Source organism: Magnetovibrio blakemorei (assembly GCF_001746755.1).
In the GTDB taxonomy this organism is placed as follows: Bacteria; Pseudomonadota; Alphaproteobacteria; order Rhodospirillales; family Magnetovibrionaceae; genus Magnetovibrio; species Magnetovibrio blakemorei.
The window spans coordinates 22602-41980 of the sequence record NZ_MCGG01000072.1 but is presented as its reverse complement, the minus strand read 5'-3'; the positions used below and the strand labels follow the sequence as shown (position 1 = coordinate 41980).

Here is a 19379-nt window from a genome sequence, read left to right as displayed (position 1 = left end):
GATGCTTTTGAAGATCAAAAACCCGCGCGCGGTCATTAACCGAAAGACGTTTATGTTGGCGTTGTGCGAAATCGCCAATGCCGCCAGCGGTGAAGGTATTGATCTCAAAAAGCCCAAGGTGCGCGGTAAAATCCTCAAAGTGTTTAAAGACGGCCTTGAAAACGGGCGGGCAGAAATTCAACGTCGCTTTGAAGCAAAAGAGGCCTCGGGCGCGGCCACCCTGCTGGCGGGGGCCTATTTGCTCGATCAGCTGATCCGCACCCTGCACGAATTCACCATCACCCATGTTTACGTCTTGCCTGACGACGCCATGGGCTTGATCGCGACCGGGGGCTATGGGCGTGCCGAGATTTCACCCCAGTCCGACTTGGACATCATGTTTTTGTTGCCCAAGAAGGCGAACCCGACGAGCAGCACCGCGGTGGAATGGATGCTCTACATGTTGTGGGACATGGGCCTGAAGGTTGGTCACGCGACCCGCAGCATTGAAGAAGCCGTGAAGATGGCGAAGTCCGACATCACCATTTCCACCAGCTTGCTGGAAGCCCGTTGGATTTGTGGCAATCATGACTTGTTTACGGATTTTGAAGCCCGCTTTGAACGCGACGCCATCAAGGGACAAGAGGCGGAATTTGTCCGCGCCAAGTTGGAAGAACGCGATCTGCGCCATGACCGCATGGGCGATTCGCGCTACGTGTTGGAACCCAACTTGAAAGACGGTAAAGGCGGTTTGCGCGATTTGCAGACGCTGTTTTGGATCGCTAAATTTTTGTACCGCGTCAATGACATTGCCGGGTTGGTGGACAAGGGTGTGTTGGATAAATCCGACGCCCGGCGTTTCATCAAAGCGCAAAGGTTCCTGTGGACGGTGCGCTGCCATCTGCATTATCTGGCGGGTCGCCCCGATGAAACCATCAGCTTCAACGTGCAAAACGATTTGGCCCAGCGCATGGACTACACCGACCGCGAAGGCGTCAGCGCGGTTGAGCGGTTCATGAAGCACTATTTTTTGGTGGCCAAAGACGTCGGCGATTTGACCCGCGTGATCTGTGCGGTGCTGGAAGATCAACACACCAAAAAACCGATGCTGTCGTTTCCGTCGTTTAATTTCCGCCGTCGGATATCCGCCGGATTTAAAGTGGACGGCGGGCGTCTGACCGTTGAACACGAAGATGTGTTTAAAGACGATCCGGTGAACTTGTTGCGGTTGTTTGTCGAGGCCGAAAAATATGATCTCGACATTCACCCCGAAGCGTTGCGCCTGGTGCAAAAGAACCTCAAGCGAATCAACAAGAGGGTGCAAAAGGACCCGGTGGCCAACGCGTTGTTTTTGGAGCTGTTGACCAATATCAAAGGTCCCATGCGGGGTTTGATGCGGCTGAACGAATCGGGTGTGTTTGGGCGTTTTTTGCCGGACTTCGGGCGGGTCGTGGCGCAGATGCAATATGACATGTATCACGTCTATACGGTCGATGAGCACACCATTCGCGCCATCGACATTTTGTGGAAAATTGAACAAGGTCTGTTGGCGAAAGACCATCCGCTCAGCACCGAAGTCATCAAAGATTTGCAGTCGCGCCGGGTCTTGTACGTTGCGGTTTTGCTGCATGACATCGCCAAGGGACGGGGCGGCGATCACAGCGTCGTGGGGGCGGAAGTCGCCACCGAATTGTGTCCCCGATTTGGTTTGAATGAATGGGAAACGGAAACGGTTGCATGGTTGGTGCTGCGCCATTTGGACATGAACCGCACCGCCTATAAACGCGATTTGGACGATCCCAAAACCATCAAGGATTTTGTCGCCCAGGTGCAGTCGCCGGAACGATTGCGTTTGCTGTTGATCCTGACGGTCGCCGACACCCGCGCGGTGGGACCGACGGTGTGGAACAATTGGAAGGCCTCATTGTTGCGTGAACTGTATTACAGCGCGCAAGAACTCATGACCGGCGGGTTGCCGACCCAGCGCCGCGAAGCGCGGGCTGATCGGGTGCGCAAAAAGCTCATCGATAAACTGGATCATTGGTCTGACGCCGATGTCGATTGGTATTTGGCGCAAGGCCACGCCAATTACTTTTTGTCTTATCCGGCAGAAGAATTGGCGCATCACGCCGAGATCGTTCTCAATGCCCACAACAGCGACACAAAACTGTATTTGGAAACCCGTGCGGTGGAAAACATTGATGTCACCGAAGTGCTGATTCATACCCTCGATCATCCGGGTTTGTTTGCGTCTATCGCCGGTGCGATGTCGTTGTCGGGGGCAAACGTCGTGGATGCAAAGATCACCACCTTGGGCAACGGCATGGCGTTGGATACGTTTTGGGTTCAAGACGGTGAAGAGCACGCCATTGCCGCTCCGGAAAAAATCAAACGTCTTAAAGACCGCATCGAAGCGGCCTTGACCGGACGATTGCGTCCGGCGCGTGAATTGGCGGAGGAACGCATTCGCCGTTTGCCGTCGCGCACCAACGTGTTTGAAGTGGCGCCCCGCGTGCTGGTCAACAATGAAGCCTCGCAGTCTGCGACGGTCATTGAAGTGAACGGGCGAAACCGTCAGGGATTCTTGTACGACGTCACCCGGGCGCTCACGGACTTTGGTTTGCAAATCACGTCTGCGCACATTTCGACTTATGGCGAACGCGCCGTCGACGTGTTTTATGTGCGCGACGTGTTTGGCCTAAAAGTCGATTCGCCATCAAAAATTGCGGCTCTGAAAAAGACCGTCATGCAAGCGATCGGCACGGCCAAAGGTGAACCCATCGCCAAGGTCAAACAAACCCAATAAGTTTTGAGTGTACGGCCTCGCTCGTGGTTAGAATCGAACGGAAGGCACGTACACCAACCAGATAAGGCCTCCCCATGTCGACCAATGCAGTCCGTTTGAAAGTCCTCTTGGCAGGCGTGTGCAGCCAATTGGTCTGTGTCGGCATCGCCCGCTTCGCCTACACCCCGCTTTTGCCGTTGATGCAAGAGCAGACCTGGCTCGGAGACGCCTCGGGCGGGTGGCTGGCGACGGTCAACTATATGGGATACATGGTCGGCGCGTTGATCGCCGCCTCGGTCAGTAACTTAAAGACCAAGGACACACTCTATCGTCTCGCGCTCATCATTGCTGTGCTCACCACCTTCGGGATGAGTTTCACAGATAACATGGTTGTGTGGCTGGTGCTGCGGTTCTTCTCGGGCCTCAGCAGCGCCGGTGCGATGTTGATTGCCGCCGGACTGATCCTCAACTGGTTGCTGCGTCACCATTTTCGCAGCGAGCTCGGCTTGCATTTCGCCGGGATCGGGCTTGGCATCGTCCTTGCCGCTCTGGCTGTCGAGGGCATGTTGAGGTTTGATTTGCGATGGGACCAGCAATGGGGTTGGCTGGCGACTATGGCGGCGGTGCTGGCGGTTCCCGCCTGGGTCTGGTTGCCGCCACCCGACACCAGCGCCATGACCCGCACAGGCGAAGCCTTGGTCGACCGCCCGCCGTCGCAACGTTTTCAGGGCATTCTGCTCGCCGGCTATTTCTGCGCCGGATATGGCTACGTCGTCAGTGCTACGTTTATCGTCGCGATTGTCGAGCGCCAACCGGCCTTGAGCGGGCTCGGCTCGATGACCTTTTTGATTGTCGGTTTGGCTGCGGCGATGGCGGTGATGCTGTGGGATCGCTGGGCGCGGCGGGTTGGGATGTTTGGCGCCTTGATCTTGGCCTATGGGCTCCAGGTGTTTGGCATCGTGTTGCCGGTGTTTTTCGAAAACCTCTGGACGGTGCTGGGGAGCGCATTGATCTTCGGTGCGACCTTCGTCGGCTGCGTCAGCCTGGTGTTGACCATGGCGGGGCGCTTCTACCCGACCAAGCCCGCCAAGCTCATGGGCAAGATGACCCTAGCCTACGGCGCCGCCCAGATCATCGCCCCGGCCCTGACCGGTACACTGGCTGAGATCACCGGCACCTACAACGGCGGCCTGCTGATGGCGGGCGGCTTCGTTACGGTGGGAACCGGTTTGATGGTGTGGCTGTGGCGCGAGGAGAGGTGCGGGTGTGTGCGTTAACCCGACGGGCTAGGCTTAAACCATATCGGCCACATACGCACCAATGGCCAACGACGACGTTAGCCCCGGCGATTCGATACCGTATAAATTGACCAAACCTTTGATGCCGTGAACGGCGGGGCCTTGGATGGAAAAATCTTGGGTGCCTTCACCGGGGGCTTGCAGCTTGGGCCGCATGCCCGAATACGCGGGCGTCAACGCACCGTCTTTCAGGCCCGGCCAATAGCGGCGAATTTCCGCGTAAAAGGCGTCGGCGCGTCGGGCGTCCACATCGTAGTTGATGGCCTCGACCCATTCGGCGTCCGGACCAAAACGCCCTTGGCCGCCCAGATCGCGAGTGTAATGACAGCCCAGCGACGCGGTGCCCGGAACCGGATACACCAGACGGGAAAACGGCGCGCGGCCGCTCAGCGAAAAATAATTGCCCTTGCACAAATGACGCTTGGGTATGAGGTGGGGATCAAATCCTTTGATCCGCCCGGCAACGGCTTGGGCGTCCAGTCCGGCGCTGTTGATCAAGGTGGTGCATTCAATGTCCATAGGCTCAGTACCGCCGATGGTCATCAAAAATCCGTCTTTGCGCACTTCGCCGCTGAGGGCCGGGCTCGACAGCGCCACCCAGCCGCCATGGGCTTCCAGCTCCCCTAGCAAGCTGAGCATAAAACCGTGCGTGTCGATGATGCCCGTGGTGGGCGACGACAGGGCGGCCAGACAGGTGAGCTCGGGTTCCAACGCACGGGCCTCGGGACCTTCCAGCCAGTCGAGTTTCGTGCAGCCGTTGGCGGCGGCTTTGCCCACCACGCCTTTGAGCACGGCAACTTCATCATCAGATGTGGCGACCACCAATTTTCCGCAGCGCTGATGGTTGATGCCGGAGTGTTCGACATAGTCATAGAGCAGCGCGTTGCCCTGGACGCACAGCTGCCCCTTGAGACTTCCCGGCGGATAATACAGGCCCGCGTGAATGACTTCGGAATTGCGCGCGCTGGTGATGGTGCCGATAGCGGGTTCAGCCTCGACGACGATGACGTCGTGGCCTCTCAGCGCCAAAGTGCGGGCGATGGCCAATCCCACCACCCCGGCGCCGATGACCAAGCATTCTATTTTTTCCGTCATGATAAGGGGTCTTTCCAAAGGTCCAAGACAGCAGTTTGCGGGCAGCCAAACATTCGGTCAAGACGTTGCCATTTTTCCGCCCTGAATTGGGCGCTAAAACCGTATACTGCGCCGTACACAGTGGATTCTCATTCACCCTCGCCGTTCTTAAAGGAGCCTGTTGTGCTGATCCGTTCCATCGCCACCGTTGGGTCCATGACCTTGATTTCGCGCCTGCTGGGGTTTGTGCGCGATGTCTCGGTGGCATGGATTTTGGGCGCGGGGTGGATGGCGGACGTTTTTTTTGTCGCCTTCAAATTGCCCAATCTGTTTCGTCGGCTGTTTGCCGAAGGGGCGTTTAACTTGGCCTTCGTGCCGATTTTTGCCGGTAAGCTGGAAACCGAGAGCCGAGATGACACCCGGCTGTTCGCCGCCCAAGCGCAGAGCGGTTTGCTGGTGGTGTTGCTGGTGTTTACGGTGGTTGTTGAACTGTTGATGCCGTGGGTGGTGAGCGCCATCGCGCCGGGTTTTGTGGATGAGCCGGAAAAGTTCAACTTGGCCGTAGAGCTGGTGCGGATCACCTTTCCCTATTTGATTTTTATTTCGCTGGTGTCATTGCTGGCGGGCATATTGAATTCGCTGGGCAAGTTTTGGGCCGCGGCGGCGACGCCGATTTTGCTCAACATCACATTGATCGCGGCGGTGTTTGGCCTCAGCCCGTTGATGGCTTCACCGGCCTACGCGCTCAGCTGGGGTGTGTCGATTGCGGGCGGCGTGCAATTGGCTTGGATGGTGTGGCACACCTGGCGCGCCGGGTGGATGCCGCGCTTGGTGCGCCCGCGCTTGACCGATGACGTGAAACGCCTGCTCAAGCGCATCGCCCCGGTGGCCGTGGGTGCCGGGATCTATCAAATCAGTTTGCTGATCGACACCATCATTGCCTCCCTGTTGGTGTCGGGATCGATCTCGTATCTGTTTTACGCCGACCGGGTGGTGCAGTTGCCGTTGGGCGTGGTGGGCGTGGCGGTGGGCACCGCGTTGTTGCCGCTGCTCAGCCGTCAGATCAAAGCGGGCGACACCAAAAGCGCCATCGACAGTCAAAACCGCGCCGTGGAATTTGCCTTGCTGTTGACCCTGCCCGCCGCCGTGGCGTTGTTTGTGCTGCCCGAAACCATCACCTCGGTGCTGTTTCAACGCGGCGAATTTTCCCCCAGCGACACCGCCAAAACCGCCTTGGCGCTCAAAGTGTTCGCCTGTGGCCTGCCGGCTTACGTGTTGGTGAAAGCCTTTGCGCCGGGCTATTTCGCCCGCGAAGACATGTCCACACCGATCAAGATCGGCGCTGTGTGCGTGGGTGTGAACATCGCCGTGGCGCTGGCGCTGATGGGGCCGTTGGCGCATGTGGGCTTGGCGGCGGCGACGGTGGTGAGTCAATGGCTGAATGCGGGCTTGCTGGCGTTTTTCTTGATCCGGCGCGGGCAGTTTCATTTTGACGCCCGGTTTTTCCGCCGCACCGCACGCACGTCGGCGGCGGTTGGCGGAATGGCGATTGTCGTGATGGCGTGCGACTGGGTGCTGATGGACAAATTCAGCGGTTGGCTGGGCGGTGGTTCTGCGGAAAAGGCCATCGCATTGGCGGTCATCATCGTATCTGGCATGGCAAGCTATGCACTTTTTGCTCATGTCCTGGGCGCGGCCTCTCTGGGCGATGTGAAACGCTGGATGAGACGACCTGCGAAACAAACGCCGCCAGTCTAGGTCCTGACCCTAAAGCAGCCATCTTGACCCGGCTGGCGGAGCGGTTCATAACCTTTTCACCTTAAACGACCATCGGGTCCATACGGCCATCCGGTCCACACGGAAGGACATAGATTTATGTCACGCATTTTTTCGGGCATTCAGCCCACGGGCAATCTTCATCTGGGCAACTATCTGGGTGCGGTGCGCAACTGGGTGAAGCTGCAAGACGACTTTGAATGCATTTTTTGCGTCGTCGACATGCACGCCATCACCATGTGGCAAGAGCCCGCCGAGCTGACCGCGTCCACCCGCGAAGTGGCGGCGGCGATGATTGCATCCGGCGTCGATGCGAAACAACACATCATCTTCAATCAAAGCCAAGTGTCGGGCCATGCCGAACTGGCGTGGATTTTTAACTGCGTGGCGCGGCTGGGCTGGCTCAACCGCATGACCCAGTTTAAGGACAAGGCGGGCAAAAACAAAGAAAACGCCTCGGTGGGGCTGTACGCGTACCCGAACCTGATGGCGGCTGACATATTGCTCTATAAAGCCACCCACGTTCCGGTTGGCGAAGATCAAAAGCAGCATTTGGAACTGGCCCGTGATATTGCCGCAAAATTCAATAACGACTTTGGCGTGGAAAACTTTTTTCCCCAGCCCGAACCGTTGATTTTGGGCACGGCGACTCGCGTGATGAGCTTGAAGGACGGCACCAAAAAGATGTCCAAGTCCGACCCTTCAGACCTGTCGCGCATCAACATGACCGACGACGCCGATACCATCGTGAAAAAAATCCGCAAGGCCAAAACCGACGCGGAAGCCTTGCCGGGCGACGTCAAAGGCTTTGAAGGCCGCCCCGAAGTGGCCAACCTGATGGGCATTTACGCGGCCCTGTCCGATGCCACCATGGATGAAACCCTCACCAAGTTCGCCGGTGAAGGCTTTGGCACCTTCAAACAACACCTCGCCGATTTGGCGGTGGCGAAGCTGGGCCCCATCCAAGACGAAATGCGTCGCCTGATGGCCGCGCCCGATCATGTCGACCAAGTGCTGAGAGACGGCGCAGAGCGCGCCCGCGCGATTTCGGAACCGATCATGCAAGACATCAAAAAAACGGTGGGCTTTTTGAACGTGTAAGAGAGGCGCTCGCTTTACCCCCACTACCAAACGGGTTGATTGGCGGGGGGTTTGGCCCCATATTCTGGGCAACAGAGATTTAACCAGTGAGAGTACGGCTATGTTCATTCAAACCGAAGCGACGCCAAATCCGGCAACTTTGAAGTTTTTGCCTGGCACCCAGGTGATGACGTCCGGTACGGCGAATTTTACCGACGCGGCCAGTGCGAGCCAATCGCCCTTGGCTTTGCGCTTGTTCGAAATTGACGGCGTGGACGGCATTTTCTTGGGCGGTGATTTTGTCACCGTGACCAAGGGTGACGACGCCGCGTGGGACGTGGTGAAACCGCGCGTTTTGGCCGCGGTCATGGACCATTTCACTCAGGGTTTGGCGGTCATGAACAGCTCTGGCGATGCAGCGGACGATGGTGAGGGTGATTCCGAAACCGTCAAGCAAATCAAGGAATTGATTGAAACGCGGGTGCGTCCGGCCGTGGCTCAAGACGGCGGCGACATCGTTTTCCGTTCGTTTGAAGAGGGCGTGGTTTACCTGCACATGCAAGGCTCCTGCGCGGGCTGTCCCAGCTCCACCGCGACGCTGAAAAACGGCATTGAAAACATGCTGCGCCATTATGTGCCCGAAGTTGTTGAAGTTCGCGCCGTTAACTGAGTGCGCTTAAACGGGTCGCGAATCGGCTTATTTTAGAAAAAACTAAAACCGCCCCCGGTTGATTAAGCCGGGGGCAGTTCACTTTTTCACATACAATTCAGGTACTTCTGGGGTGTGGAAAAAAGAAGCTGGAATCGCGCATTTTTTTGACGTAGAAGTTCGGCCAAGATTTGCCCCAGCACGATCTCGAATGAGACATGGGTGAGCAAACGAAGATCCGTCGGTCGAACGTCTCGTCATAAGAGACCGATCGAGGAGGGGACAGGCAGATGGCCCAAACGTGGCCAGATCCAAGAGGATAGGCCCAATGTGGTCGACCCAAACGTGGTCATTAGCCTTAAGACCTTTGTAACGGCAGATCGAGACGAATTAAAACATGAAAACATTTCATTGGAGCTCATTGGGCGCCACCGTCGGTATGGTGGGCGTCTTGTTCGGCACAGCATGGCTGATGCCGGCCCCCAGCGGAACGTCTTTGGCCCAGGCCAGTTTTCCCGCCAATGGCGGCGCAGAGCGAGGCGCGACGGCAGATGGTTCTGGATATGGATTTGGCCGCAGCATTGCCAGCGATGTTTCTCTGGTCAGTTTGTTTGCCGGCCAAGACGGTGAATTTGACCCCCAATTCGATGATGCGTTGGAGCTTGCGTCTATGCAAACCGCGTCCGGACCCGCAGATGGGGGTTTGGATGGGGCCATGGATCGGGGTCTGGATTACGATTTGAATGCGGTCATTCAAGGCGACACGGGCGTGCCGCGCTTGAACTTGGCGAGCTTGCCCGATGATTTGCAATCCATTCGCGAAACGGCTGAGCGCAAGGCGGTGTTTTTTAAATCCGTGCTGCCGTTGGTTTTGCAAGTGAACGAACAAATCGTTGAGGATCGCGCCCGGCTGTGGGATTTGCGCACGCAAAAACAGGTTGGGTCCAAACTAAATGCGCTGGATCGCTTGTGGCTGGCAGGGCTGGCAGATCGCTACGGCGCGGATCGGGACAATATCGGGGCGCTGTTGAGCCATCACGATGTGGTGCCGCCGTCCTTGGCGTTGGCACAAGCCGCCACGGAAAGCGCCTGGGGCACATCGCGCTTTGTGCGCGAAGGCAACGCCATCTTTGGCGAATGGACCTTTGCCACTGACCACAAAGGCATCGTACCGAACCAGCGCGATGAGGATAAATCGCACCGTGTACGGGCGTTTGATAGTCTGCGCGATTCGGTTGAGTCTTATGTCGATAATTTAAACAAGCATAGGGCTTATAAGGAATTCCGCGCGGCGCGCGCCGAAATGCGCACCAAAGGCCAAATCGTTGATGGTATGCGGTTGGCGAACACGTTGTATCGCTATTCGGAACGCGGTGCGGACTATGTGTCGGAATTGCACGCCATCATCAGCGGCAATGAGCTTGATATGCTCGACGGCGCACGGCTCAGTCGCGATGGTGCTTTTGAACCGCTGATCTAAAATCAAGCTACCGGTTCTGTGACCAAAGGTGGCCCAACGATCTCATAAATCCGCCGCAAAGCCCGGTCACGCGCTTCCAAAATACGCGCCTGGGATAAAACGACAGCATCGGTAATGGCCTTGCTGGCCGCGTCGGTGGTGGCGTGGAGGTTGGCAATGGAATGCTCGGCCACTTGACGCAGTTCAAGCGACGATACATGGACGGTGTCGGTGATGAACTGTTTTTGTTTTTCGGCTTCGACAATCAGCTCTTCCGTGGTGCGTATATGACGTTTGGCTTGGTCTAGCTTTTCCTTTGCCTTTTCAGCACTTTCGGTAACACGCGTTGAAATTTCAGCAGACAGGCTTTTGATCATCAAGATGGCATTCGTCGCGTTTTGTTTAAGGTGCGTAATGGCCTCTGACGCCTCATTCTGGATAGCCTGAACGGCTTCTTGGGCATTGTTTGTGATGACTTCGGTTGTGCTGCGACCAATTTCACTGATCATATCGGCTTGAAGCGCGATTTCTTCGGCGCTTTGTTGATCTTGTATCTTGATGTCGAGCACCGCCAGTTCGGCCTTGGCGATCAGATGGGTGGACGCAATTTCCGCATCGGTCATCATTTTGGCAGCCGCAACTTGACTGTCGGCCATAATGCGCGCGTTGGCGATTTGATTGATTTCGCCAATGTTGGTGATGGCGGTCGAGACTTCGTGATTGAGCACCGTTGCCGCAATTTTTATGGCCGCAATACGGTCTTGTTCAAACAACGCGTCAAGCTCGTCGATGGTGCGGTTGTTTTTGAGGTAGTCGCTGACCATGATTGCCCCCCTAAGGCGTTTGATCCGTTAAGTTTAAACCTGAATGAACCGGGGGTCTATGAACAAAACAAAAAGGGTATGCGGGTATTCTTTTGGGGGGATTTTATTTGACGTAAAGCAGTCGTCCGAACCACCGCCAGCGACCGTCATTTCCGGGTCCAGATGCAGGTTGGGTGCAATTGAGGCGGGTGCGACCCTGGGGCAGTTTTTGCGTCATGCGCACTTCGATGCGCGGCCCCAATCGTTCGATGGCGAGCTTACCCTCGGTGTTGGAAAAACACGCCAGTTGATCGGACCGTGGGAACTCGTCGGGTATCGTAAAGCCGATGTAGGGTGGGTTTGCGTCTGGATCGACCAAGGTATCCAGCGGGCTCACATCTTGAACCGGCAGGGGCAGGGCGCTGGCTGCGGTTTTCAACCGGGACAAATCGCCGTAGGTCTCGTTCAGGGCAAAACGCGGCAAGCGGTAAAGCTCATCGCTGATGTTGGTGTTGGTGCCAAAGGCTCCGGATTGTTGACCGAACCCGGCGATAAAGCCTGCCTTTTTAACGACTTCGATGACCGGCGTGGAAAACTCACCATAGGGATAGGCGATAAGGTTCGGCACAAATCCCAACTCGGCCTGAAAGCGCTGATTGGACAAGACCAAGTCGGCGACATTTTGCTCGGTGGTGCTGTCGATCATGTGCAGGTGGGTGGCGGTTTGCGATCCGATGGTGACCAACGGATCAGCGGCCATCTCGCGGATTTGAGCCCATGACATGTAGTGGCTAAAGCCCCGGTCGACCGGGTCGGTGGCAACAAAGACGGTGAACGGAATCCCGGCCTTTTTAAAGCGCGGCCAGGCTTCGGTGTAGACTGAAAGATAGGCGTCATCGATGCTCACCCCGACAGATTGAAAGGGAAAGCCTTCCTGCGATTTAAGGCGGCTGATCATTTCGCTTAAGGGCAAAATGGTGTATTCGCCGTTGGTGAGCTCGGCGATGTGCTCATCGAGTTGGCTGAGCAAAGTGTTGGTGGAGGGGTATTCGTCTTCACCAAAACGATGGTACATAACGACAGACGCGCCATCGTCAGGCGTCAATTCTTCAGCCCAAGCGGGCTGCGCAAACATCTCAAATAAAATCAGCAGCACAAAGGCTGCCACCCACAAACCAAATGATTTAAACATTGTGTACGTCCTGCCTGTACGCCCCCGTACATTTAAGTCTACAAATAATTTTGCAATTAAAGTCCTGGCCTTGACCTTGTGCCCTATTGTTTCCATTTAGGGGCAAACAACAAGTGATTTTCATCACACCACACAAACCTTATGTAGCACTTTTGAGGAGACCCTTTTATGACCCAGCTCACCGACGATGCTTTGAATGTTTTGTTCCGCGAAGCCCGCACTCACAATGGCTGGCAAAACAAACCCGTGGCAGAAGAAATGTTGGTGGCGCTTTGGGACTTGGTCAAAATGGCCCCCACCAGTGCCAACTGCCTGCCCGCGCGGATTGTTTTTGTGACCTCGGATGAAGGCCGTGAGCGCTTAAAACCGCACCTGATGGAGGGCAATGTCGCCAAAACCATGGCCGCCCCGGTCACCGCTATCATTGGCTTTGACATGGAATTTTATAACCATCTGCCCGACTTGTTTCCCCATGCGGACGCAAAATCCTGGTTCGTCGGCAATGATCAACTGATTTATGACACGGCATTTCGCAATTCCACCTTGCAAGGCGGCTATTTGATCATGGCGGCGCGGGCACTGGGTTTGAATTGTGGTCCCATGTCGGGCTTTAACCCAGAGGGCGTGACGAAAGAATTTTTCCCCGGCACATCTGTGAAGGTGAACTTCTTGTGCAACATCGGCTATGGCAACGATGAAAATCTGTTTCCCCGCAGCCCGCGCCCGGATTTTGAAAAATTCTGCTCGATTGTCTAAAGGACGGGTGTTTAAGGCGCGGTGAGCGGCTCAGACAGGTCCGCGTCGCCGAGCACGGCAAAATCGCGGGCATCGAACAACTGATAGTGCCACCACTCATTTCTGTAAAAGTCCCAACCGGCGGTGGTCATCAGCCCCATCAACAGCATGCGATTCTTTTGTGCGGCGGCACTTATTTCGGTGTTGCCGTGATGACTCAGCGGGGTAAAGGCATCGAACCCGGTGCCCATGTCCAAAACCTTACCGGTGGCGCTGTCGATCAGCGTCAGATCCAAAGCAACACCCCGGGAATGGGGTGAACCGCGCCGGGGGTCGGCGAGAAAATCCGGATCAGGGGTGTGGTGCCACAATTTCCACTGGGCTTCGCTGGGGCGAAAGGCGTCAAAGATGTGCAGGCGATAGCCCTGAATGGCGGCCAGCTCGCGCGCCAGGATCATGCACTTTTCGGCTTCGGGATGCAGATAACAAGCGGCGCGGGCGTACACGGGCTTTCCGGTAAAATTATCCGCCGTGGCATACTTCAAATCCAGATTCACGTTGTGGCTGGCTTCGGTGATTTCGACCAAAGACATCGGTTCTTGTACTCCTCAACTGGCATTGGTATCAGCACCGGAGTATAAACCAGATCCTGACACTGCACAGCACCGACAAAAGGGTAAGGCGGAATGCACGCACCACTGCGCATATTGGCACTTGATACCGCGACGACGGGTTGTTCGGTTTCCCTGTGTTGCGGCGACGACGTGCTGGTCCATGACGCCCGCGACATGAGCCGCGGTCAGGCCCAAGTTTTGCTGCCCATGGCGGTTGAGGCGCTGCGCCAAGCGGGCCTTGCGCCCCAAGATTTAGACGCCATTGCCATCACCCGCGGACCGGGCGCGTTCACGGGCCTGCGCATCGGACTGGCGGCGGCGCGCGGTTTGGCCCTGGCGTTGGGGATACCGTGCATCGGCGTGACGACCTTGGAAGTCATCGCCCACGGCGTCAGCGGCCAAGATCGTCACGGCAAGACCGTCCTGGCGGCGGTGGAAAGCAAACGCGAAGATTTGTACGTGCAGACCTTTGACGATGCGCTCAACCCTTTAAGCAAACCGCTGGCCGCCGACGCACCGGGGCTTGCCGCCTTGGTGGGTACGGCGGAAGCCGTCTTGGTGGTTGGCGATGGCGGTTTGCGCGCCATCGATATGTTGCGAAGTGAAGGGATTGAGGCCGAGATGAGCACGGCGGCGGCCTTGCCCGATACCCGCATCGTGGCCACCTTGGCGGCAACCCGGTTTGACGCACACACAAAAGCCCCGGCCCCTGCGCCGCTTTACCTGCGCCCCCCCGACGCCAAGATGCCCAAGAACGAAGGTCGCGCCAGACCATGACGGGTTCCATGACGGGTTCCATGACGGGTTCCATGACGGCTCCTCTGTTTGCCCTCACCCAGGTGGACGGCACGTACGCTGAAGTGTTGGCTGAATTGCACGCGGAAAGTTTTGATGAAGGGTGGAGCGCGGCGTCGTTTCAAGCCACGTTGGAGACACCGGGCAGCTTTGGCTATATCGCCGTCCGTGCAGAGGACCAGGAACCCTTGGGCTTTGGTGTGTTTCGCGTCTGTTGCGAGGAAGGCGGCGGCGGCGAAGGGGAGGTGCTGTGCATCGCGACCCGTCCGTCAGCGCGGGGCACCGGCGTCGCCAAAGCCATAATGCACACGGCGCTCAGCGAAGCGCGCCGCGTTGGTATCGAAACGATCTTTTTGGAAGTGGCCGTCGACAATGGGAACGCCATCGGGCTTTATCAAACCTTGGGCTTTGTCGAGACCGGGCGGCGACCGGGGTATTATGTGCGGGAAAATGGCCCCCGGGTGGACGCCTTGATTATGGCCTTCATGCTGGTGTAATCGGTGCTGGGATCACCATCTACGTCTTGGTGCGAATAACCAGTCGGTGCACACCATCATCGGGGCCGTTCGGGTCTTCGGGCTCTAGGGACAAAATCTCATGACCAATTTCGCGCACGCTGCGGGGCACGTTTTGTAACGGCTCACCGTGTTGCAAGCGAACTTCCGCCGTCTGCCCCGGTTGCATGGACTCGATCAACAGCTTGGTGCGCACAAACGTCATCGGACAAACATCATTTGTAATGTCGATAAAGTAATCAGATTGAGTATTGGCGGTATTTTTGGTCATTTTTATTTTGAGACTTTCCCTTGCATGTTGATGTAATGCTCATTTATATAAGCACCATAGTTCTTTAAATAAACACTTCGTTGTCGATTGCGCCTTAATTGAATTCGTTTGTGCGCTTTAGAGTTGATAGAGAGAAAGATTATGACCGACAAAATGGAAGCCGTTGCCGTGCTTGAACTGACGACTGAAATCGTTGCTTCTTACATCAGCAACAATGCCGTGACTGCCGCAGACTTGCCTGGCGTTATTCAAGAGGTCTACAAAACGTTGACCAACCTGGGCACCCAGTCGGCGCTGCCGGAACGCCCCAGCCCTGTTGTTCCGGTGAAAAAATCGGTTACCCCGGACTTTATCATTTGTCTCGAAGACGGCAAAAAGCTGAAGATGCTGAAACGTCACTTAAAGACCGCCTACAACATGACCCCGGAAGATTACCGGGAGCGTTGGGGTTTGCCCGTGGATTATCCCATGGTGGCCCCCAATTACGCCAAACACCGCAGTTCGTTGGCGAAAAAAATCGGTCTGGGTACCAAGCCGCGTAAAGCCGCTGCCCCGAAAGCGGCCGCCTCGGCCACACGGGCGCGCAAAAAATAATTTGTCCCAGTTGCCAACTTGGGCTTTACCTGAGCGAGCGGGGATGGAAATATAACCAACGGCATCTTCAACCTGGGTGCCGTTGGTTTTTTATCAGGCTGACACCAACCGTTTTTTGCAGAACGGCTAAATGAAGGGGGACGGAACATGGGTTCCGATCAGGCATCGCGCATAGAAGATCTCTGCCACAAACAAGGCATGAAGATGACCGGCCAGCGTCGGGTCATCGCGCGGGTGCTGTCCAATGCGACGGACCATCCCGACGTGGAAGAGCTGCACCGTCGCGCCATTCTTGAAGATCCTCATATTTCCATCGCCACCGTTTACCGCACCGTGCGCCTGTTCGAAGAAGCGGGCATTTTGGATCGTTTGGATTTCGGCGATGGTCGGGCGCGCTACGAAGAGGCGGGTGGCGATCATCACGATCATTTGATCGACGTCCAATCGGGGCGGGTGATTGAATTTCACAACGCCGCCATCGAAGCTTTGCAAGAAAAAATTGCGGCAGAAAACGGCTTTCGTTTGGTGGGCCACAAGTTGGAACTGTTTGGTGTGCCGTTAGACGCCAATGCCGACACCAGCCCCAGCGAAGATGCGGACGGCGATTGAGGCGAGAATTCGCGGGGTGTGTTTTCGGCTTCACGTCTCTTGACTTAAGTGAGATGGGTGCTAATTTCGCGGAAATCTGGGGCTTCGGCCCCTATTTGCATTTTTATGGTTTGAGTTTGTGAGGACAAAAGCGGCGTGGCGAAGAAGCTCCACATAAAGACCTATGGCTGTCAGATGAACGTCTACGATTCCGAGCGAATCGCCGAGGTTTTGAGCCCGCTTGGGTTTGTCCCGTGGGACACCACCGACGGCGCCGACATGGTCATCTTGAACACCTGTCACATCCGCGAAAAAGCGGCCGAAAAGGTGTATTCAGAACTGGGTCGGCTGCGCAAACAAAAAGAAGCCATGGCCGCCGATGGTCGGCGTATGGTGCTGGCGGTGACCGGCTGCGTGGCCCAGGCGGAAGGCGAAGAGGTTTTGAAACGCGCGCCTTATGTCGATATGGTGTTCGGTCCGCAAACCTATCATCGTTTGCCGCAAATGGTCGCCGAAGCCACCCGTGCCAGCGGCCAACAACTGGATACGGACTTTCCCGAAGAAAGCAAATTCGACGCTCTGCCCCAAGACCGCACGGTCGACGGTGCCACCGCATTTTTGGCCATTCAAGAAGGCTGCGACAAGTTCTGCACCTATTGTGTGGTGCCCTATACGCGCGGGGCCGAATATTCCCGCCCCGCCGGCGCGGTGTTGAGTGAGGCCCGCAATTTGGTTCAGGCGGGGGCGCTGGAAATCACCTTTTTGGGACAAAACGTCAACAACTATCACGGCGAAGCATCCGATGGCTCGACCTGGAGCTTGGCGCGTTTGATCCGCGAAGCCGCCGAAATCGATGGCCTGGAACGGTTGCGTTTCACCACCAGTTATCCGGCCGAAGTCGATGATGATTTGATTGCGGCGCACAAAGACGTGGCCAAGTTGATGCCCTATTTGCATTTGCCGGTGCAGGCGGGATCAGACCGGGTGCTCAAAGCCATGAACCGCAATCACAGCGTTGATGAGTATCGCGCTCTGGTCGATAAATTGCGTATTGCCCGCCCCGATCTGGCGTTGTCGTCGGATTTCATCGTCGGCTTTCCGGGCGAAACGGATGCGGATTTTCGCGCCACCTTAAAACTGATCGAAGACGTGACCTTTATTCAGGCTTATTCATTTAAGTATTCACCACGCCCCGGCACCCCGGCGGCGCTGATGGATTTACAAATCGACGAAGCGGTCAAAACGGAGAGGTTGGCCGAATTGCAAGCTGTGCTCAATGCGCAAACGCTGGCGTTCAATGCGGCGTGTGTGGGCAAAACCTTGCCGGTATTGCTGGACCGAACGGGCAAAAAACCCGGTCAGCTGATCGGTCGCAGCCCCTATATGCAAGCCGTGGTGGTGAACACGTCTGAGCCATTGATGAACCGCATCGTTGATGTCACCATAACGTCTGCGGGCCCAAATTCTCTGCTGGGGACGTTGGAAAAAGATAACCAGAAAGCGTGCGCGTGAGCAAACAACCCAGACTGGCCACCAAGGCCAAAGCCAAGCCCAAGCCCATTATGGGCACCAAAAGAGAATCGGCTGAACCGCAAACCGCCCGTTTGACCTTTGCCGACAATCAATTGGCACAAGCGCTGTTCGGTGCGCACTCGGTCCATCTGGTGCAGCTGGAAACCGGGCTGGGCGTCACAATCGCGCCGCGCGGCGCGGATTTGGCCATCACCGGCACGGCGTCCGCGGTGACCATGGCCGAACGCATTTTGGTGCGGCTCTATGATCGCTTGGCCCAAGGCGGAATGGTCGGTACAGATGAAGTCGCGGCGGCTTTGCGCATGAGCGCGCAGCCCGGTGGAAAGATTTCCGACGTGAACGTCGAAGTGCACACCAAGCGGCGTGTGATCTCGCCGCGCTCCACCACCCAGGCGGCGTACTTAAAAGCCATTGATGAGTGTGAATTGGTGTTCGGCTCCGGTCCGGCGGGCACCGGCAAAACCTATTTGGCGGTGGCCAAGGCGGTGGAATTGCTGGTGCGCGGCGACGTGGACCGGATCATCCTGTCGCGCCCGGCGGTCGAAGCGGGCGAGCAGTTGGGCTTTTTGCCCGGCGACATGCAGGAAAAAGTCGATCCCTATCTGCGCCCCTTGTATGACGCGCTGTATGACATGCTGCCCGCCGATCAAGTGGAAAAACGACTGGAAAACGGGGAAATTGAAGTGGCGCCGCTGGCGTTTATGCGCGGGCGCACCTTGGCCAATGCATTCGTTATTTTGGATGAAGCGCAAAACACCACCGCGGTGCAGATGAAGATGTTTTTGACCCGCCTGGGCGAAAACGCCCGCATGGTGGTGACGGGTGATTTGAGCCAGGTCGATTTGCCGCGCGGCATTCGCTCCGGCCTGCGCGATGCGTGGGACATTTTGACTGATGTTAAAGGCATTGCGTTTGTTGAATTCAACGCTTCCGACGTGGTTCGTCATCCTATTGTGACGCGCATCGTCAATGCTTACGACGCCGTCGAAAAACGTCGCCGCTCCAGTGCGCCATACGAACACGAAAACGAAGTCGATAGAAAGAGCGACAAAAAATCATGAACCCCACCTCACACCTGGCGCCGACCCCTGACCTTTGGATTGATATTGCCGTTGATGCAGGCGGGTGGAGCGAGGCTCTGCCCGATTTTGACAAACGGTGTCGCGTCGCCATCACCGCCGCCGTGGCGGCGGGTGCGGAAGTTGAAGACGAAGACGAAGCGCAGTGGGAAATCAGCGTGCTGCTCACCAATGACGCCGCCGTCCAGGTGATGAACAAAAACTGGCGCGCGCAAGACAAACCGACCAACGTGCTGTCGTTTGCGGCACCGCCCAGCGATGACTTGCCCGACGGCGCACCGATGTTGTTGGGCGACATCGTGCTGGCGTTTGAGACGTTGGTGCAAGAAGCCCAAGAGCAAGGCAAGCCGCTGGCGGACCATTTTTCTCACCTGATGGTTCATGGTATGCTGCACTTGTTGGGCTTCGATCATGAAAGCGAGGCTCAGGCCCAAGAGATGGAGCCGTTGGAAGTGAGCATCTTGGCGGGCCTCGGGATCAGCAGCCCGTACGAAGACAAAGATTGAAGACCTTAAACGACGACGTTATTTTAGACCAAGACGACAGAAAAGGACGACCCG

Annotated in this window: 19 protein-coding genes; 14 read left to right on the top strand and 5 right to left on the bottom strand. The window is 56.6% G+C overall.

Going from position 1 to position 19379, the window contains the following annotated elements:
• The first annotated feature begins 1 nt into the window (after nt 1).
• The gene (locus BEN30_RS15980) at nt 2–2785 is read left to right on the top strand and encodes a [protein-PII] uridylyltransferase (RefSeq protein ID WP_069959317.1); all 2784 of its coding nucleotides are present in this window, start codon (nt 2–4) and stop codon (nt 2783–2785) included.
• A 74-nt stretch (nt 2786–2859) separates the two neighbouring features.
• Complete coding sequence (locus BEN30_RS15975; RefSeq protein WP_069959316.1) at nt 2860–4041, top strand: YbfB/YjiJ family MFS transporter; 1182 nt, start codon at nt 2860–2862, stop codon at nt 4039–4041.
• Between the two features lie 15 nt (nt 4042–4056).
• On the opposite strand, the gene BEN30_RS15970 is transcribed toward BEN30_RS15975, so the two are convergent.
• Nucleotides 4057–5157, bottom strand: coding sequence for an NAD(P)/FAD-dependent oxidoreductase (locus BEN30_RS15970; RefSeq protein ID WP_069959315.1), 1101 nt, complete (start codon nt 5155–5157; stop codon nt 4057–4059).
• Between the two features lie 162 nt (nt 5158–5319).
• On the opposite strand from BEN30_RS15970, the gene murJ reads away from it, so the two are divergent.
• The 4 genes from murJ to BEN30_RS18080 all read left to right on the top strand — a co-directional run bounded on the left by murJ (nt 5320) and on the right by BEN30_RS18080 (nt 10121).
• Entirely contained in the window at nt 5320–6894 is a 1575-nt protein-coding gene (gene murJ, locus BEN30_RS15965; protein ID WP_281201849.1) for a murein biosynthesis integral membrane protein MurJ, read from the top strand.
• A gap of 117 nt (nt 6895–7011) precedes the next feature.
• Entirely contained in the window at nt 7012–8013 is a 1002-nt protein-coding gene (gene trpS, locus BEN30_RS15960; protein ID WP_069959314.1) for a tryptophan--tRNA ligase, read from the top strand.
• Between the two features lie 100 nt (nt 8014–8113).
• Nucleotides 8114–8662 carry a NifU family protein gene (locus tag BEN30_RS15955; protein WP_069959313.1) on the top strand — a complete coding sequence of 183 codons (549 nt, stop codon included), beginning with the start codon at nt 8114–8116 and terminating at the stop codon, nt 8660–8662.
• Nucleotides 8663–9038: 376 nt separating this feature from the next.
• Nucleotides 9039–10121 carry a glucosaminidase domain-containing protein gene (locus BEN30_RS18080; RefSeq protein WP_084005644.1) on the top strand — a complete coding sequence of 361 codons (1083 nt, stop codon included), beginning with the start codon at nt 9039–9041 and terminating at the stop codon, nt 10119–10121.
• Between the two features lie 2 nt (nt 10122–10123).
• On the opposite strand, the gene BEN30_RS15945 is transcribed toward BEN30_RS18080, so the two are convergent.
• Both BEN30_RS15945 and BEN30_RS15940 read right to left on the bottom strand, forming a co-directional pair.
• Nucleotides 10124–10924 carry a hypothetical protein gene (locus tag BEN30_RS15945; RefSeq protein WP_069959312.1) on the bottom strand — a complete coding sequence of 267 codons (801 nt, stop codon included), beginning with the start codon at nt 10922–10924 and terminating at the stop codon, nt 10124–10126.
• A 103-nt stretch (nt 10925–11027) separates the two neighbouring features.
• The gene (locus BEN30_RS15940) at nt 11028–12095 is read right to left on the bottom strand and encodes a polysaccharide deacetylase family protein (RefSeq protein WP_069959311.1); all 1068 of its coding nucleotides are present in this window, start codon (nt 12093–12095) and stop codon (nt 11028–11030) included.
• Nucleotides 12096–12263: 168 nt separating this feature from the next.
• On the opposite strand from BEN30_RS15940, the gene BEN30_RS15935 reads away from it, so the two are divergent.
• Nucleotides 12264–12851, top strand: coding sequence for a malonic semialdehyde reductase (locus BEN30_RS15935; protein ID WP_069959310.1), 588 nt, complete (start codon nt 12264–12266; stop codon nt 12849–12851).
• Nucleotides 12852–12862: 11 nt separating this feature from the next.
• Here the strand turns inward: BEN30_RS15935 and ddpX are convergent, their stop codons facing one another.
• Nucleotides 12863–13423, bottom strand: a complete 561-nt coding sequence (gene ddpX / locus BEN30_RS15930; protein ID WP_069959309.1) for a D-alanyl-D-alanine dipeptidase — start codon at nt 13421–13423, stop codon at nt 12863–12865.
• Between the two features lie 93 nt (nt 13424–13516).
• On the opposite strand from ddpX, the gene tsaB reads away from it, so the two are divergent.
• Entirely contained in the window at nt 13517–14221 is a 705-nt protein-coding gene (gene tsaB / locus BEN30_RS15925; RefSeq protein ID WP_084005643.1) for a tRNA (adenosine(37)-N6)-threonylcarbamoyltransferase complex dimerization subunit type 1 TsaB, read from the top strand.
• Complete coding sequence (locus tag BEN30_RS15920; protein WP_084005642.1) at nt 14218–14736, top strand: GNAT family N-acetyltransferase; 519 nt, start codon at nt 14218–14220, stop codon at nt 14734–14736. Before tsaB ends, BEN30_RS15920 begins: the two co-directional genes overlap by 4 nt.
• A gap of 19 nt (nt 14737–14755) precedes the next feature.
• Here the strand turns inward: BEN30_RS15920 and BEN30_RS15915 are convergent, their stop codons facing one another.
• The gene (locus BEN30_RS15915) at nt 14756–15025 is read right to left on the bottom strand and encodes a sulfurtransferase TusA family protein (protein WP_069959308.1); all 270 of its coding nucleotides are present in this window, start codon (nt 15023–15025) and stop codon (nt 14756–14758) included.
• A gap of 141 nt (nt 15026–15166) precedes the next feature.
• Here BEN30_RS15915 and BEN30_RS15910 point away from each other — a divergent pair, with 141 nt between their 5' ends.
• The 5 genes from BEN30_RS15910 (at nt 15167) to ybeY (ending at nt 19325) form a co-directional block, all read left to right on the top strand.
• On the top strand, nt 15167–15619 hold the full coding sequence (locus BEN30_RS15910) for a MucR family transcriptional regulator (RefSeq protein WP_069959307.1): 453 nt from the start codon (nt 15167–15169) through the stop codon (nt 15617–15619).
• Between the two features lie 147 nt (nt 15620–15766).
• Nucleotides 15767–16228 carry a Fur family transcriptional regulator gene (locus tag BEN30_RS15905; protein WP_069959306.1) on the top strand — a complete coding sequence of 154 codons (462 nt, stop codon included), beginning with the start codon at nt 15767–15769 and terminating at the stop codon, nt 16226–16228.
• Nucleotides 16229–16363: 135 nt separating this feature from the next.
• Nucleotides 16364–17719, top strand: coding sequence for a tRNA (N6-isopentenyl adenosine(37)-C2)-methylthiotransferase MiaB (gene miaB, locus BEN30_RS15900; RefSeq protein ID WP_084005641.1), 1356 nt, complete (start codon nt 16364–16366; stop codon nt 17717–17719).
• Nucleotides 17716–18801, top strand: a complete 1086-nt coding sequence (locus BEN30_RS15895; protein ID WP_456085420.1) for a PhoH family protein — start codon at nt 17716–17718, stop codon at nt 18799–18801. Before miaB ends, BEN30_RS15895 begins: the two co-directional genes overlap by 4 nt.
• A complete protein-coding gene (gene ybeY / locus BEN30_RS15890; RefSeq protein WP_069959303.1) occupies nt 18798–19325 on the top strand; it encodes an rRNA maturation RNase YbeY in 528 nt (175 codons plus the stop codon). The genes BEN30_RS15895 and ybeY overlap by 4 nt, the downstream gene beginning before the upstream one ends.
• Nucleotides 19326–19379: the final 54 nt, after the last annotated feature.